At 63.3% G+C, this 16669-nt stretch carries 14 protein-coding genes; 7 read left to right on the top strand and 7 right to left on the bottom strand.

The features are described 5' to 3' along the window. Window positions 1–34: 34 nt before the first annotated feature. From BLU32_RS04230 to fdhF, 3 genes are read left to right on the top strand one after another with little or no spacing between them, the layout of a single operon-like run. On the top strand, window positions 35–1741 hold the full coding sequence (locus tag BLU32_RS04230; RefSeq protein WP_093805137.1) for an NADH-ubiquinone oxidoreductase-F iron-sulfur binding region domain-containing protein: 1707 nt from the start codon (window positions 35–37) through the stop codon (window positions 1739–1741). After that, the gene (locus BLU32_RS04225; protein WP_093805136.1) at window positions 1738–2217 is read left to right on the top strand and encodes a GNAT family N-acetyltransferase; all 480 of its coding nucleotides are present in this window, start codon (window positions 1738–1740) and stop codon (window positions 2215–2217) included. The genes BLU32_RS04230 and BLU32_RS04225 overlap by 4 nt, the downstream gene beginning before the upstream one ends. Continuing rightward, the gene (gene fdhF / locus BLU32_RS04220; protein ID WP_093805135.1) at window positions 2210–5011 is read left to right on the top strand and encodes a formate dehydrogenase subunit alpha; all 2802 of its coding nucleotides are present in this window, start codon (window positions 2210–2212) and stop codon (window positions 5009–5011) included. Before BLU32_RS04225 ends, fdhF begins: the two co-directional genes overlap by 8 nt. A 107-nt stretch (window positions 5012–5118) precedes the next feature. On the opposite strand, the gene BLU32_RS04215 is transcribed toward fdhF, so the two are convergent. Beyond that, entirely contained in the window at window positions 5119–6540 is a 1422-nt protein-coding gene (locus BLU32_RS04215; protein WP_093805134.1) for a globin-coupled sensor protein, read from the bottom strand. 1018 nt (window positions 6541–7558) lie between these two features. Between BLU32_RS04215 and BLU32_RS04210 the strand changes: the two genes are divergently transcribed. The 4 genes from BLU32_RS04210 (at window position 7559) to BLU32_RS04195 (ending at window position 10091) form a co-directional block, all read left to right on the top strand. Then, entirely contained in the window at window positions 7559–7813 is a 255-nt protein-coding gene (locus BLU32_RS04210) for a hypothetical protein (RefSeq protein ID WP_093805133.1), read from the top strand. 445 nt (window positions 7814–8258) lie between these two features. After that, entirely contained in the window at window positions 8259–9431 is a 1173-nt protein-coding gene (locus BLU32_RS04205; protein WP_093805132.1) for an NAD(P)/FAD-dependent oxidoreductase, read from the top strand. Between the two features lie 223 nt (window positions 9432–9654). Further along, a complete protein-coding gene (locus BLU32_RS22515; protein WP_093805131.1) occupies window positions 9655–9864 on the top strand; it encodes a MerR family transcriptional regulator in 210 nt (69 codons plus the stop codon). Then, window positions 9849–10091, top strand: coding sequence for a hypothetical protein (locus BLU32_RS04195; RefSeq protein WP_093805130.1), 243 nt, complete (start codon window positions 9849–9851; stop codon window positions 10089–10091). The genes BLU32_RS22515 and BLU32_RS04195 overlap by 16 nt, the downstream gene beginning before the upstream one ends. A 324-nt stretch (window positions 10092–10415) precedes the next feature. Here BLU32_RS04195 and BLU32_RS04190 read toward each other — a convergent pair whose 3' ends face one another. The 6 genes from BLU32_RS04190 to BLU32_RS04165 all read right to left on the bottom strand — a co-directional run bounded on the left by BLU32_RS04190 (window position 10416) and on the right by BLU32_RS04165 (window position 16599). Beyond that, on the bottom strand, window positions 10416–10856 hold the full coding sequence (locus BLU32_RS04190; RefSeq protein ID WP_093805129.1) for a type II 3-dehydroquinate dehydratase: 441 nt from the start codon (window positions 10854–10856) through the stop codon (window positions 10416–10418). Window positions 10857–10873: 17 nt separating this feature from the next. Next, window positions 10874–12169, bottom strand: coding sequence for a TRAP transporter large permease (locus BLU32_RS04185; protein WP_093805128.1), 1296 nt, complete (start codon window positions 12167–12169; stop codon window positions 10874–10876). Next, a complete protein-coding gene (locus BLU32_RS04180; protein WP_093805127.1) occupies window positions 12166–12693 on the bottom strand; it encodes a TRAP transporter small permease in 528 nt (175 codons plus the stop codon). Before BLU32_RS04180 ends, BLU32_RS04185 begins: the two co-directional genes overlap by 4 nt. Before the next feature lie 66 nt (window positions 12694–12759). Continuing rightward, window positions 12760–13752 carry a TRAP transporter substrate-binding protein DctP gene (gene dctP, locus BLU32_RS04175; protein ID WP_093805126.1) on the bottom strand — a complete coding sequence of 331 codons (993 nt, stop codon included), beginning with the start codon at window positions 13750–13752 and terminating at the stop codon, window positions 12760–12762. Window positions 13753–13843: 91 nt separating this feature from the next. Beyond that, window positions 13844–15727, bottom strand: a complete 1884-nt coding sequence (locus tag BLU32_RS04170) for a bifunctional sugar phosphate isomerase/epimerase/4-hydroxyphenylpyruvate dioxygenase family protein (protein ID WP_093805125.1) — start codon at window positions 15725–15727, stop codon at window positions 13844–13846. Further along, window positions 15724–16599 (bottom strand): shikimate dehydrogenase, encoded by an 876-nt coding sequence (locus BLU32_RS04165; protein WP_197673694.1) that lies wholly within the window; start codon window positions 16597–16599, stop codon window positions 15724–15726. Before BLU32_RS04165 ends, BLU32_RS04170 begins: the two co-directional genes overlap by 4 nt. Window positions 16600–16669: the final 70 nt, after the last annotated feature.

Here is a 16669-nt window from a genome sequence, read left to right as displayed (position 1 = left end):
TCCTCATGTTGCAAACGAGAGGGAGCGGGCGGCCATGCTCGGAGGACGTCGCGAACCGCAGCCTGTCAGGGCCGGCACCGGTCGAAACGGCCGCGGAAAGGGCGGGCGGCTCAAGGGGCGCCCCCTCGACGACGCGGCGCTCGACGATGTGCGCCGGCTTCTGGGAGATGCCCCGAGACGCCGCGACCTGCTGATCGAGCACCTTCACCTGCTGCAGGACGAATTCGGCGGGCTGACAGCCGCGCACCTGAAAGCGCTCTCGCACGAAATGCGCCTGTCGGAGGCAGAGGTCTTCGAGGTCGCAAGCTTCTACCACCATTTCGACATCGTGACCGACGGAGCGGAGCTGCCGCCTTTGACGATCCGGGTCTGCGACAGCCTGTCGTGCATGATGGCAGGCGCGGAACAACTCATCGCCGAACTGGAGACACGTGCCGATCCGCGCGAGATCCGCGTCGTGCGGGCAGCCTGTCAGGGGCGGTGCTCGGAAGCGCCCGCCGCCCAACTCGGACGCAATGAAATCGGCAACGCCACAGCCGATGGCCTCCTGGCCGCCGCCGAACGGCATGAAACGTCGGCCCGCCCGGTCGAGGGCCTGCGTCTCGACGGATACCGCGCGAAAGGCGGCTACGCACTGCTGGAAGCGTGTCTTGCGGACCGGCACAAGCCCGAAGACCTGATCGCCACGCTCTCCGATGCGGGGCTGCGCGGACTTGGCGGCGCCGGTTTCCCGGCCGGACGCAAATGGGACATCGTGCGCTCCTTTGCAGGCCCGCGCCTGATGACCATCAACGGCGACGAGGGCGAACCTGGCACCTTCAAGGACAGGATCTTCCTGGAACAGGATCCGCACCGAATGCTGGAGGGCGCGCTGATCGCCGCATGGGCCGTGGGAGCGGAGCGCATCTATCTCTACATGCGCGACGAATATCCCGGCGTCCTTGAGGTGCTGCGGCAGGAACTCGATGCCCTTGCCGCAACGGGCCTTTGCGATCACGCCCCCATCGAGCTGCGGCGCGGCGCCGGCGCCTATATCTGTGGCGAGGAAAGCGCCATGCTGGAATCGATCGAGGGCAAGCGCGGTCTTCCCCGTCATCGTCCGCCCTATATCGCGGAAAAGGGTCTCTTCGGTCGCCCGACCCTGAACCACAACATCGAGACGCTCTACTGGGTGCGCGACATTCTCGAGCATGGCGCGGAGCGCTTCGCCGGCCACGGCAAGGACGACCATTCGGGCCTCAGGTCATTTTCCGTCTCCGGCCGGGTGCGCAATCCGGGCGTCGCGATCCTGCCGACCGGAAGCACCATCCACGAGATCATCGAGGCCTGCGGCGGCATGGCCGACGGTCATACGCTCGCGGGCTTCCTGCCCGGCGGCGCATCGGGCGGCATCTTCCCAGCGTCCATGGCCGACCTGCCGATGGATTTCGGAACCTTCGAGCCGCATGGCGGCTTCATCGGCTCGCATGCGGTGGTGATCCTCTCCGATCAGGACGACATGAAAGCCGTGGCGCTCAACCTGCTGCGCTTCTTCAAGCACGAGAGCTGCGGACAATGCACGCCGTGCCGGACCGGGACGGAGAAGATGGTTGCCATGCTGGAGCGCGGCGACTGGGACCAGGATCGCCTCGGCGATCTGGAACAGGTGATGCGCGACGCCTCGATCTGCGGACTTGGACAGGCCGCGAGCAATCCGATGCGCTCCGTGCTGAAATTCTTCGCGCAGGAGAGCGCGACATGATCGTGCGTCCGGCCACACAGGCGGATCTCGAGCGGCTCACCGCCCTGGTGAGCGAGTTGGAGCATCACTATGGATCGGACACCGACCCCGATCTGGTGACACAGCGCCTGTCGGACGGCTTCGCGCGCTACGGCGATCTGGTGTTTCTCGTGGCGGAGGATGGCAACACGCTTCTCGGCCATGCGACCATGTCGCCGCTGTTTCCTGCCGGGCGCGCCAATCCCGCCTATTTCGTCAAGGACGTCTTCGTCTCCAGCCATGCCCGCGGCCGCGGCGTCGGGGAAGCGCTTCTTCGCGCCTGCGCCGCCGAAGCCCGCGCACGCGGCGCGCCCCGGATGGACCTGAGCGTCGATGCCGACAACGAGGCTGCGATCCGGCTCTACCGGCGGCTGGGAGCCGTGGAGCCCGACAAACGCTACTTGCGATGGGATGGCGAGAGCCTGGACAAGCTTGCGAAAGGCCCGGACGATGACTGACCCTATCACCTTCACCCTCGACGGACACGAGGTCGAGGCAGCGGCGGGCGAGACCATCTGGCAGGTCGCCAAGCGCGTCGGCGCCTCGATCCCGCACCTGTGCCACAAGGAGGCGACCGGCTATCGCTCCGACGGCAATTGCCGCGCCTGCATGGTCGAGATCGAGGGCGAGCGCACACTTGCCGCCTCCTGCATTCGCACGCCTGCCGAGGGCCAGGTCGTGAAGACCGCATCCGAGCGCGCTACCAAGGCGCGCGAAATGGTGTTCGAACTGCTGGTAAGCGACATGCCGGCGCGCGACGACGCACCGGATCGCGACGCGGATTTCTGGATCTGGTCGCAGGCCGTTGGCGTCGAGCGCTCACGTTATGAAAGCCGCTACACCGGGGATACCGCCCCCACCCGCGAGGCGCGCTGGGATACCTCCCATGCCGCGATTGCCGTCAATCTCGACGCCTGCATCGCCTGTGGCCTGTGCGAACGCGCGTGCCGCGAAGTGCAGGTGAACGATGTGATCGGCATGGGCTATCGCGGCGGCGAGGCCCGCCCGATCTTCGATCTCAGCGACCCGATGGGCGCCTCCACCTGTGTTGCCTGCGGCGAATGCGTGCAGGCCTGCCCGACCGGCGCGCTGCAGGAAAAGAGCGTCATGGACGAAGCCGCTCGCCACACGGTTCTCAAGGCCGAGCGCACCGTCGACACGCTGTGTCCCTTCTGCGGGGTCGGCTGCCAGACCAAGGTGCACGTCAAGGACGACACAATCATCAAGATCGACGGGCGAAATGGCGCGGCAAATGAAAACCGCCTGTGCGTCAAGGGCCGCTTCGGCCACGACTATATCCGCCACCCTCACCGGTTGACCAAACCGCTTGTGCGCCGCGACGACGCGCCCAAGGCCGGCGACGCGATGCTCGACCCGGCCAACCCCTTCGACGTCTTCCGCGAGGCGACCTGGGAAGAGGCGCTGGAGCGCGCGGCCGGCGGCCTCGCCGATATCCGCGACACGATGGGCGGTGCAGCACTTGCCGGTTTCGGCTCGGCCAAGGGGTCGAACGAGGAGGCCTATCTGTTCCAGAAACTCGTGCGGCAGGGCTTCGGCACCAACAATATCGATCACTGCACACGGTTGTGCCATGCCTCTTCTGTGGCCGCCTTGATGGAAGGTGTCGGCTCCGGCGCCGTCTCCGCGCCGTTCCGCGCAGCAGAAGATGCCGACTGCATCATCGTCATCGGTGCAAGACCGACGCAGAACCATCCCGTTGCCGCCACCTACCTCAAGCAGGCCGCCAAGCGTGGCGCAAAGCTCATCGTCATGGACCCGCGCGGCCAGGACCTGATGCGCCATGCCTCGCACGCGCTGCGCTTCACGCCGGGCAGCGACGTCGCGATGCTCAACGCGCTCTTGCACGTCATCATTTCCGAAAACCTTTATGACGCCGACTATGTGGCGAACCACGTCGACGGCTTCGAGGCGCTCAAGGAAAAGGTCCGCGACTTCTCGCCGGAAGCAATGGCAAGCGTGTGCGGCATCGACGCGGACACGCTTCGCGACGTCGCGCGCGTCTATGCGACGAGCGAGCGATCGATCATCTTCTGGGGCATGGGCGTATCGCAGCATGTCCACGGGACGGACAACGCCCGCTGCCTGATCGCGCTGGCGCTGACGACCGGCCAGATCGGGCGGCCGGGCACCGGCCTTCACCCCTTGCGCGGACAGAACAACGTGCAGGGCGCCTCGGATGCCGGTCTCATCCCGATGTTCTTTCCCGACTACAAGTCGGTGGAAAACGCGGATATTCGAGGTGCCTATGAAGACGCCTGGGGACGCACGCTCGATCCCGCCCGCGGGCTGACGGTCGTCGAGATCATGGATGCGATCCATGCCGGCGGCATTCGCGGCATGTACATCATGGGCGAGAACCCCGCGATGTCGGATCCCGACCAGATCCACGCGCGCGCCGCCCTTGCAAAACTCGACCATCTGGTGGTTCAGGACATCTTCCTCACCGAAACGGCCTGGCACGCGGATGTGGTGCTGCCAGCCTCCGCGCATGCGGAAAAGCTTGGCACCTATACCAATACCAACCGACAGGTTCAGCTTGGTCGCCCCGTGGTTCCCCTTCCCGGCGCGGCGCGTCAGGACTGGGAACTGATCGCCGAAATCGCCCGCCGCATCGGGCTCGACTGGTCCTACGCACATATCGGCGAGGTTTATGAGGAGATGCGGGCGCTGATGCCGTCGCTCAACAACATTTCCTTCGAACGCATCGCGCGCGAGGGCTGCGTGACCTATCCGGCCGCCCACGAGGACCAGCCCGGCGCCGAGATCATTTTCGCTCAAGGTTTCCCGACGGCCTCGCGACGCGGACGCCTCGTGCCCGCCGACCTCGTTCCGCCTGACGAGATCCCCGACGACACCTATCCGCTGGTGCTCACGACGGGACGCATGCTGGAACACTGGCACACCGGCGCGATGACGCGGCGCTCCTCCACACTCGATGCGCTGGAGCCGGAACCGGTCGCGGCAATGAACCCGCGCGAGATCAACGCGCGTGGCCTCATCGCGGGAACCGCCGTGACGGTCACAACCCGCCGGGGCGCGATCACCGCAACCCTGCGCGCCGACCGCGATGTGGCCGACGGCATGGTCTTCGTACCGTTCTGTTTCTTCGAGGCGCCGGCCAACCGGCTGACCAACGCCGAGCTCGACCCTTACGGCAAGATCCCGGAGTTCAAGTATTGCGCGGCGCAGGTGACGTCGCTTGCCGCAATGCAGACGCAAGCGGCGGAATAATCGGTCACGCGCGCCGCGGGACGGCGTCCGACCATGCAAAAAGGAGCGTCGCACGGACTGCGGCGCTCCGTTGGTTTTTGCGACAACCGTCGGCCTGTCAAAGACCGTCAGGCGGCGGTCTGTTTTCTGGCTTCGGCCCGGCGTTCCGGCCCCTGATAGTTCGGATCGTGCCCGTTGCGGCGCTCCAGCGGTCCTTCCCGGATTTCCACGAAAAAGCCCCGGATCTGCTCCGCGATTTCCGTCGACTGGGTCCGCAGACTGCCGGAGACAACGAGGAAGTCCTCCGCCGCATGTTCGGTCTTGTCGATTGCATCGTTCACCCCGGACACATTGCGCGTCAGCGTCATCGTGCCCTCGGCAGCGTGCTGGACATTCATCGAAATCTCGCGCGTGGCCGCACCCTGTTCCTCGATGGCCGCAGCGATGGCGGCCGTCAAAGTGTCGATCTCGCCGACGGTGGAGGAAATCGTGCCGATCGTATCAACCGCGCGCGTTGTCGCCGCCTGCACCTCGGCCACCTGATTGGCAATGTCTTCGGTTGCCTTGGACGTCTGGCTTGCGAGTTGCTTCACCTCCTGGGCGACGATGGCAAACCCGCGTCCGGCCTCGCCGGCGCGCGCCGCCTCGATCGTTGCGTTGAGGGCAAGCAGGTTGGTCTGTTCGGCGATTGCCTGAATGAGACCGATCACGTCGCCGATCTTCTGGGCGGTGCTGGAGAGATTGCCGATTTCCTGCGACGCATTGTCAGTCACGGAACTCGCCCGCCGCGCGACGTCCGACGCCCCGGTGATCTGGCGGCCGATCTCCTCGATCGAGGATGATAGCTCTTCCGCGGCCGAAGCGACCGTCTGAACGCTCACCGATGTTTCCTCGGACGCGGCAGAGGCGGACACGGCCTCCTGCGACGCGGAATTGGCGACACCGGAAAGCGTACCGGCCTGCTCCTGCATCCGGTCTGCGGTCTGGTCGACCATGCGGAGCGACGTTTCGACCGTGTCCTTGAACCGGTCGACCGCATCGCTCAGATGCCGGGTCTGTGCCTCCTGCGCTTCCATGAGGATCTGCTGATAGGTCGAGATCGCAAAGTCGAGATCGAGCATGACAGCCTTGTTCAGGACCTGCACCGCCTGGATCGCTTTCTTTGGCGAAAAGCGGTACTTGTTCATAACAACGGCAATAAGCTCATTGAGAACATACTGATAACCGGCGATATACCAGCGCGGCTCCAGACCGATGCGGCTGTGGGCCCGTCCGATGCGGTCGATGCTCTGGACATACTCGTCGTCGAACGCCCCGGAAAACAGTCGCTTCCAGTGCTTCTTTTGTGCAGATTCCAGGGACGCCTGACGGTCACCGACCAATGCAGCCATCTCCGGATGTTGCACGACGTGGGAATAGAAGCTGTTCAGGATTCCATCGAGCCTTGGCTCCACGACAGGCCAGAGTGCCTGAAGACATAGCTTGGCCGCCTCGTCGACACGCGCAAAGGCGACACGCACTTCAGACCCACCACCAACTGATACCGACATCGGATTACCTCATCTGACTATTGTCATCAAATTGGTTAAAGCCGGTTACAAATTATATAACGTCAAAGCTTTTTTTGAATATGAAACGATTTCACACTCAGGGTATCTGGAAATTTCCGCTAGGTGAGACTAGACGAAAACATCATCCGCATGAAATGCAGGCAAAATTTGAGGAATAACAATTCGAACTATGTAAATTTACATAGGTGCAACCATGCGCTACCCGACGACCACGCTTTGGGTGGCAAAATCCAGCATATGGGAAAATGCTTGCGGCAAGGCTCAACTCGCACATTCAAAGACTGAAATGAGTCGCGACACGCATCAAGCGCGAATATGCAGGCTGGCTGAAGAAGACGAGGACGCGGCGTGAAGCGTCAGCCCGATTGCTCCCTGGCCATGCGCAACGCAGTCCAACGACCGTTCGCCCGGGCTGATGGTATGACCTTTCGGGCCGACCCCGGCCTTTGCCCAAGGTGCGGCGCCCCCCCCCCGGAACAAACCCACTTTGACCAATTCGAAAGGTTGCAAGAGCGTCTGTTTTTTTCAGGATGGGTCTGTCACTATGACTGAAATGGCGTTCGAGATGACGAGAGATGCAAGGAAAAGCCCAAAGAGCAGGACTGTTCCCCCGGTAGAGGGCTTTTACGCCGCAGGTCGACGTCAGCTCGGCCGTCCTTCGGATCGGGCGGATCCGCACGGAATACCATATCGCAATCCCTTGAAAGGCCTCGGCCTTCCTGCGGGCCTGCTCTTCGTATCCGCACACATCCGCTCCGACCATCGCAGTCAACTCAACAGGTCCTGACCGGGGACGAGCCTCATGGCTCACTGCGCTTGATCGACGCGCTCTTGCCGACCACATTCGCGTCACTCTTCTCGCCACTTGGGGCATTTCGTTGAAAAGCAGAGCGCCAAGCCAGTCGCCGCGGACGGAAGCGGCGGCCCGACGGCGAGCTGCATGCGCGATCCCCGGTGACCTGCGCCCGAAACACTCACCCCGCAAGGGAGCATCTCCATGGAACCCCAACTGCTAGCCCTCCTGATCCTGGTCCCCTTCCTAGTGGTGTTCCTCTATTCAGGTTTCCATGAATACAGACGCTACAAGTCCGAGGGGCGGGCGAAATACGGGCTTGTCTACGACGAAGAAACCGGAACGACGCATGTGACAGGCATCGACGAGGACCAGGACGGGTACGATCCAGATGACTACGATCCCACCAACTACAACGAGCCGGGAAGCGGAAAAGAGACCGAAGACGAGAGGACTTAGGGTCAGGACCTGTTGCTATGACTGAAATGGCGTTCGAGATGACGAGAGATGCAAGGAAAAGCCCGAAGAGCGGGACCGTTCCCCCGGCCGAGGGCTTTGACGCCGCAGGTCGACGTCAGCTCGAGCATCCTTCGGATCGGGCGGATCCGCACGGAATACCATGTCGCAATCCCTTTATAGGCTCCAGCCTTCCTGCGGGCTTGCTCCTCGTATCCGCACACATCCGCTCCGACCATCGCAGTCATAGCAACAGGTCCTAACCCTAGGTGTTTGATCCCGACATGCCGTGGAGAATGGCGAAACACGATTGCCGTTGTCCGAAACCGCGTGGCACGCGGATGGGATCGAGGTGACACTCGACGGGATCGGAATGCAATGACGCGCACTCGCATGGGCCTTTCGCGAATAGCGGTTTCTGTCCGACAGAGGATCGCAGAGGACGGAAATGACATTTGATGTGATTGTTCTTGGTGCCGGAGCTGCCGGCCTGATGGCGGCAGCAACAGCGGGACAGGCCGGGTCGCGCGTGCTCTTGCTCGATCATGCGGACAAGGCGGGCAAGAAAATCCTGATTTCCGGCGGAGGCAGATGCAACTTCACCAACATGGAAACGAGCCCGGATCGCTTCCTGTCCGAGAACCTGCATTTCGCGAAATCCGCGCTCGCTCGTTACACCCAATGGGATTTCCTTGCGCTCGTCGAACGCTACCGCATCGCGTGGCATGAAAAGACGTTGGGACAGTTGTTCTGCGATGGCTCTGCCCGGCAGGTCGTGGCGATGCTACTGGAGGAATGCGCGCGCGGGGGCGTCGAGATCCGTCTTTCGACGCAGATCGGCGAGATCGGTCATGGCGATGGCGTGTTTCGCGTTGCCGGAGCGACCGCGCCCTCCCTGGTCATCGCCACCGGCGGCCCTTCAATTCCGAAGATGGGCGCCACCGGCGTCGCCTACCAGATCGCCCAGCGGTTCGGATTGCCCGTGGTCCCGCCGAGGCCCGCGCTCGTTCCGCTGACGCTGGGTCCCGACGCACAGGCGTTCCGGGAGATTTCCGGCGTGTCCTGCCCGGTAACGGCGCATGTCGGGCACACCACCTTCTCTGAAGCCGCCCTTTTCACGCATCGCGGGCTGTCGGGGCCGGCAATTCTTCAAGCGTCCTCATACTGGACGCCCGGCACGCCAATCGTGCTGGAGCTGATCGGGAATGCCACGGAGATTCTGAGCGAAGCGCGGCTGAGGTCGCCTCGCGTCCGGCTGCGGTCTGTCTTGAGCGAACACCTTCCGAACCGTTTGGCCGAGGTTCTCTCAGCGCATATCGGATTGAAACGAGAGTTGGGAAACAGTTCGGATGCGGACCTTGAGCGCGCCGCCGAAGCCCTGCAGCATCTGGCATTCCACCCAACGGGCACCGAAGGGTTCGCCAAGGCCGAAGTGACGGCCGGCGGCATTTCAACCGAGGCGCTGTCCTCGCGCACAATGGAAGCGAAGACCATTCCGGGCCTCTATGCCATAGGCGAGGCAGTCGATGTGACCGGCTGGCTGGGAGGCTATAATTTTCAATGGGCCTGGTCCTCGGGATGGGCGGCCGGACAAGCCGTTTCCGAGCGGCGCGACCGCTGACCATTCAGTTCACCGTCGATCAGCCCTGACCTTGCCTCCCAAATCCGCTCCCCAAATCCCGGCCGGACCCTGGACGATAGAACCGCACCGGGTTTGCCGGAGGCCATTTCGTTTGAGTCACGCTGCCACGGCCGGTTCTTTCAGCCCAAGACCGACTGGTAAACCACCTGGACATTGACGTTAGTGTCAATGTTCTAGCGCTGTCTGGGAAAGGGAGCTGACGATGCAAATCAAGGAAGCGGCGACGTCCCTCAAGCTTAGCGCGCGCATTCTGCGACACTACGAGCAGGTGGGCCTGCTCAAACCGTCGCGAGATGCCAACGGGTATCGCAGGTATAGCCCTGGCGATTTGAGGAAAGCGGGCCGGATCCGCGACATGATCGCGACCGGCTTCTCGACGCGGGGGGGGGGCTGGCTATGGCGCCATGCCTGACCGACGAAGGTGCCGGGGCCTGTGAAGCGGGCCTTGCCGATCTGCAGCACAAGCTTGCTCAGATCGACCGCCTGATCCTTGACCTGCAGACCCGGCGCGGTGCGACGCTCGACCGGATCGAGAGCTTTGAAAGCACCCTTTCGTACCGTAGCAACGAAAGGGAAGACCCCGGACATGACACTCCAGACCATCCTATTATTTCTGATCGCCTTTCTGGTTGGAAGTGACGAATTTCTACTTGGCCCGGTCCTGACGCCGATTGGCAGTGCGTCGAGATCCCCCAAACGCTGCCTCCGCCCGGGCCACCGGCCAGCCGGTCTCTTCGATCCTTCCAATCATCACCGCTCGACCAGCCCCGGGTGAACAGCCTTCATAGTTTCCACAGTTAACGCTCGGTTTCCGGGGCAAGCCGGTGTCCAAGCAGCACGCGGATCTCCGGGACCTCATGATCGAGCGAAAGACTGACGCGACAGTTCGACCTGCTGACCCACCACATTCGATCCGGTGTCGATCACATCCTTGAGGAAGACGGCTTCGGTTGAGCAGCAGGGTCAACCCCGCGCCCATTCGGCCAGTTTGCGCAGCGCGAATTCGTAACCCCGGATGCCGCAGCCCTCGATCTTGGCCGAGGCGGCCTTGGAGGGGTAGGAGAGCTGCCGGAACTCGTCGCGACGGAACAGCGGCGATATATGCACCTCGATAATTGGCAGGTCGTAGATCAGCAGCGCGTCGAGAATCGCGATTGAGGTCGAGGTGAAGCCGGCGGGATTCAGGATCAGACCCGCCGTCACGCCGCGCCCCTGCTTGATCCAGCTCATGATCTCGGTCTCGCTGTCGCTCTGACGAAAGTCGATGGCGACGCCCTCGTCCTCGGCTGTCCGCTGGCACAGCGCCTCCACGTCGGCAAGCGTGTCATGGCCGTAGACCTCGGGCTGGCGGGTGCCCAGCATATCGAGGTTGGGCCCGTTGATGATGAGGATCGTATCAGTCATGTCTAGTCTCCAAAGGATTACCCACCGTAGCCGTACAGCCGCGGTAGCCAGAGCACGAGGTCCGGCAGGAAGGTGATGATGACGAGCCCCGCGATCATGATCGCGAGAAAGGGCAGAAGGTGGCGGATCGTCTCGCGGATCGGCGAGCGGGTGATCGAGGTCACCACGAAGAGCAACAGCCCATAGGGCGGCGTTGCCAGCCCGATCATCGTGTTGACCACAACGATCACACCGAAATGCACCGGGTCGATACCGAGAGAAATCGCCGTGGGCAGGAAGATCGGCACGATGACCAGCAGGATTGCATTCGCTTCCAGGAGGCAGCCCAGAAGCAGCAGGATCAGGTTGACGAGCAGCAGGAAGGTGACCCACGTCAGTTCGGTGTCGCCCAGCGCGTCGCGGATCACGTTGGGGACCTGCTCGACAGTTACCACGTAGTTGAAGGCCAGCGCCCCGGCGATCAGAAAACCGACGGCGGCGGTCGACTTGGCCGAGTTGCGGACGGTCTTGTAGGCCATGCGCAGGCTGACGGAGCGGTAGAGGACAGTGGAGACAAGAAAGGCGTAGAGCGCTGCGAGCGCAGCCGCCTCGGTCGGGGTCGTCACGCCGCCGTAAATGCCGACAAGCAGGATCACGGGCATAAGCAAGGCCGGGACGGCGCGAAGGGTCACGCGGGGCAACTCTCGCAGGGGCACCGACTCTTCCACCGGGTAACCATGGATGCGGGCCTGCCAGGCGTTCATTGCCATCAGCATGATGCCAAGCACCAGGCCAGGCGTCACGCCGCCGAGGAACAGGAACCCGATCGATGTGTCCGAGACCAGAGCATAGAGCACCATGGGGATCGACGGCGGGATGATCGGTCCGATGATCGCCGAGGCAGCGGTGATCGCGCCAGCATAGGCGGGGGGATACTTCCCATCCTTGGTCATCAGGTTGATGATGATCCGGCCCATGCCGACCGCATCCGCGATGGCCGAGCCGGACATGCCGGAGAAAATCAGCGAAGAGACCACGTTGACGTGCCCCAGCCCGCCCCGGAACCGGCCCACGAAGGCGCGGCAAAAGTCCAGCAACTTGTCCGACAGCGAGCCCACGTTCATCAGGTCGGCGGCGAAGATAAAGAGCGGAATCGCCAAAAGAACGTAGGATCCGTAGAGCCCTGTCAGCATCTGCTCAAAGGCGATGGACATGTCCTGCCCCTGCAGCAGCAGGTAGAAGACCGAGGAGGCCAGCATGGCGTGCCCGATGGGCAGGCCGATGATGGCGAGGGAGACAATGAGGGAGACGGCGACACCGAATTCCCAGCTCATTCCGAAAAATCCCCGCGGCCAAGGTCCTCGACCGAGCTGACGCCGGCGTCCCGCCAGCTAGCGGAACCCCAGAAGATCCAGGAGTACCGCAGGATCGACACGACCGAGAAGATCAGCGCAATAGAATAGACCCAGCTGAACGGTATATCGAGGTAGGAGGTCTCCTGGATTTTCATGAAAGTCACGAAATCCCAGAGCGCCGGCAGCGACCAGGCGTAGATGGCGACCAGCAAGACCGAAAAGGTCATCCGGAACCAGCGCCGAACACCAGGCGAGACGCTGCCGTAGAGGATGTCGAAGCGGATCTCATCCGGTTCATCGGCCGAAACCGACTGTCCCCAGAGCAGGATCCATAGCCAGGCAATGACGCAAACCTCGACAGTCCAGCCGACGGGGCTGTCGATCACGTAGCGCATAAAGACCTGAATGATGAAGCAGACGAACATGACGGCCAGCAGGGTCGCCGGCACCGCGTCGGCGACGCCGCGCAGGATGCGGATCGGTCGTGAGGTCGAGGAGGACATGGATAAAACCCCTGTGCGCCGGGCTCGCCGCGAGGGGCAAGCCCGGCGCGGATCAGACAGGTCACCTTACTTGGCGATCGCGTTGATCCGGTTGACCATTCCTTCGGGCCAGCTCGCAGCGAACTCGGACTCAAGGTATTTCTGCTGAGCGTAGTCGCGGAAGGCGGTCCGGTCAGGCGTGTAGACCCGGAGGCCCTCGTCCTTGAAAAACTGGACCAGTTCGGCCTCGCGGTCGAGGTGCCGCTGGGTGGAGGTGGCGATGGCCTTGTCCACGGCAGACTGCAGGGCCTCCTGCTGCTCGGGGGTGAAGCCGTCCCAGAGCTCCTTGGAGATTGCCAGAACGTCGAAGCCGACGAGGTGTCCGGTCAGGACGATCTGGCTCGTTACCTCGTAGAACTTCATGTTGTAGTCGTTCGGCAGCGGATTGTCCTGCCCGTCGATCGCGCCGGTCTGGAGCGCGGTGTAGACCTCTGCGTAGGCCAGCGGGGTCGGGTTCGCGCCGATCGCTTCGCCCAAAAACTGCCAGGCGTCGCCGCCGGGCATCCGCATGGTGATGCCTTTCAGATCCTCGGGCGTCTTTACCTCGATCTCCGGCGCCAGGTTCACCTGCCGCGTGCCGAAGTAGACCGGGGCGAGGATGTGGATGCCCACGTCGGCGGCCATGCCCTTGAGCTCCTCACCGACGTCGCTGTCGAAGGTCGCAGACAGATGGGCCGCGTCGCTGAAGAGGTAGGCCGACGTCACGATGGACCATTCCGGAATTTGCTCGGCAATGGTCTGCGGCGCAACGAGACCCATCTCCAGATTGCCGCGCTGGATCGAGGTCATCTCGGACCCCTGAGCAACCAGCGTTGCGCCGTTGAAAACCTGCATGTCGAAGGTGTCCGAGACAGCTTCGGCGATCTCAGCGAAGGCCTCGGCACGGATGTCGTTCTCCGAGACGACAGAAGAGAGCCGGAGTGTCGGCAGGTCCTGGGCCAGGGCAGCGCCCGGCAGGATGAAGGCCGTGGTGGCGGCCAGTGCGACCGCAATCGCGGTCCGGCGGGTCAGGTGTGTCATTGGTTTCCTCCCTTAGAGATGTCCACCGATGTTCGTTGGCGTTTTTGTTTTTGTATGATGGAAGTTTTTTTCCTAAGTTTTCAATCGATTATTATGCGGCTGGCATTCCTTTCGGTCTCTGAAGTCGTTTCTGCGCGGCGATCCGGAAGGGCGCATTCGGTGCCCCATAGCCCGCGTACCCGCCGCGCCGTTGAACGATCTCGATGAAGAGTTGCCCTGCGAAGGGCTGCGAGTAGAGCTGGTAGAATTCTCCGTTCCCGTCAGCGTCGTAGAGGATGTTCTCCTTCCGCAAACGCGCCAGAACTTCCGGGGCCAAATCGAAACGGGCGGCAAGGTCGTCAAAGTAGTTCGGCGAGAGCGGCAGCGCTGAGAACCCCGTGGCGCGCAGGGCCACGGCGGTGGCGAATATGTCATCGGTGGCCAGGGCGAGGTGCTGCACTGACCCGCCAAAGCCCTCGGCGAGGAACGAGCCGGCCAGCGTTCGGTGAGTTTCGGCACCATTGAGCGTAATCCGGAAATTGCCCTCAGGCGTTGCGATGGCCCGGCTCCGCACCAGCCCGTCCGGATCGATCACATCCACCATCGGCGCCTTCGCCATGTCGAAAAGCGTGGTGTAAAACAGCGACCAGGAAAGCATCTCATCGTAAGTCATCGTCTGGGCGATGTGATCGACCCGGGTCAGACCGACGCCCGTGGCGGCCTCGTCCTCGGGCAGAAACTCCACGTCCCAAAGCTCCGAGAGGGCGCCGTCGTCGATGAAATGCATCACGCTCCCGCCGAGCCCCCGGATTGCCGGGATCGGGACCTCTCCGGAGCCGAGCGGCTGCGAGAAGAGCTTTGCGCCCAACGCCGTCGCTCGGGTAACCGTGTCCGGAGCTGAGCCAACGTAGAGCCCTATATCGCAGATCGTGGTGCCGCGCGCGCTCCAGGAGGCCCCCGCGTGACCCTCGGTCTCGGCGTTCAGGACAATCCGGATATCGCCCTGCTGCCAGAGCCATACCGCCTTCGAGACATGTCGCCCCGCCCGGCGAAACCCGAGGCTGTCCAGCAACCTCTGGAGCGCCACGAGATCATCGCCCTGGGCGGCGAACTCGATAAAGGCCGTGTCCCGGACCGTGGCCGGCACGGGCAAGTGCGGCAGGAACGGCACCGCCTCGGGCTCGATCCGTCGCACGTCGTCCATAAGTGCGACAATCGAGCGGTAGCCATCCTGCGCGATGGTTCCCGGAGAGCCGCCGCGGAACTGGTCGTTGAATATCTCCAGGCTGATCGGCCCTGAATAGCCCGTCGCCATCACAGCCCGCGTGAATTCGGTCACGCGGAGGTCGCCCTCTCCCGGCATGTTGCGGAAGTGACGGGACCAGTACAGGAGGTCCATGTCGATGGCCGGCGCATCGGCCAGCTGGACAAAGAAGATTCGGTCGCCGGGGATCCGCCGGATGGTCTCGGGGTCTATGCCGCGGGCAAGGGTATGGAAACTGTCGAGGACGAGGCCCAGGTTCGGATGATCGGCCCGGCGGACGATCTCCCAGGCGTCGCGGTGATCGTTCACATGGCGCCCCCAGGCCAGCGCTTCGTAGCCGACACGCAGGCCGCGCGCCGCCGCCCGCTCGCCCAGTTCCGCGAAGTCCGCCGCCGCCCGGTCGATCCCACCGAGCGCTTCGGGATGAACCGAGGAACAGACCAAGACCAGGCCGCAACCCAGTTCCTGCATCACGTCGAATTTTCGCTCGGCCCGGTCGAAGGCCTTGGCCCGGAGCGCGCCCGGCAACCCCTCGAAGTCGCGGAAGGGCTGGAACAGCATAACCTCTAGCCCGGCATCCCGGATGCGCTGTCCGACGGCCTTGGGGCTGCGGATATCGGCGATGAAATCCTGCTCGAATATCTCGATCCCGTCGAAGCCGGCGGCGGCGATGGCCACGATTTTTTCCTCGAGGTTGCCCGAGATGGAGACGGTAGCGATGCCTGTCTTCATGGCGCTGCTTCCTCCCCCAGAAGGCGGAAGGTGGCGCGCATCCGGCTTTGCTCGGCTGGCCGACCCGTGAAGAGCTGGAACGCCCGGACGGCCTGGAGTACCGCCATGCCCTCGCCATCAAGGGTCCGGCAGCCCAGGGCGCGCGCGCACCTCAGAAGTTCGGTTTCCAGCGGGAAATATATGATGTCGGCCACCCAGTGGCGCGGCTCAAGCAAGCCAGTATCGATCGGCGTGCCGGGCAGCTTGGCCATGCCGACAGGCGTGGCATTCACGATGCCCGTTGCGCTGGCGGCGGCCCCGGCGAGATCGCCCACCGGCTCGGCACGGGGTCCGACATCATGTGCGAGAGCTGCTGCGGCGCCGTCGCGGGTATCGGCGATGCGGATCCGGCCTACGGCCATGTCATTCAGCGCATGGGCCAGAGCCCCGCCTGCGCCCCCGGCGCCGATCAGGAGCACGTCGTCCAAGGGCGCGCCCGCCAGGCCGGTGCGCAGGTTCTCTCCAAAGCCCCAGAAATCGGTGTTGTGACCGAACCGCTCGCCACCTCGGAAAACGACGGTATTGACCGCCCCCACCCGCCGCGCCGCGTCGGACAGGTGGTGCAAATGCGGGATCACCGCCTGTTTGTAGGGATAGGTTACGTTCAGCCCGGCAAAGTCCTCGTCCTCGGCCCACGCGAGAATGTCGGAAAGCTCGTCTGTAGTCCCTGCGTCCGTGTCGATAAGGTCGTATCGGCACGTCAGTCCCTGTGCCGCGGCCTCCGCCTCGTGCATGGCCGGCGTGCGCGACAGCTGGATTCCCCGGCCGATCAGGCCCATGCGCAATGAACCGGTCCGCACCAGCGTCGTCTCTGCAGCAGGGTCTGTATTCATTCGTTCGGTGGCCTCCCCTCCACACATCAAGGGCAAAATGTTCCAAATGGTTCAATTCGTCAAGCCAAAG

Origin of the sequence: Stappia sp. ES.058 (assembly GCF_900105595.1) — a bacterium.
In the GTDB taxonomy this organism is placed as follows: domain Bacteria; phylum Pseudomonadota; class Alphaproteobacteria; order Rhizobiales; family Stappiaceae; genus Stappia.
The sequence above is the reverse complement of the archived record's forward strand: the minus strand, read 5'-3'. Positions and strand labels throughout refer to the sequence as shown.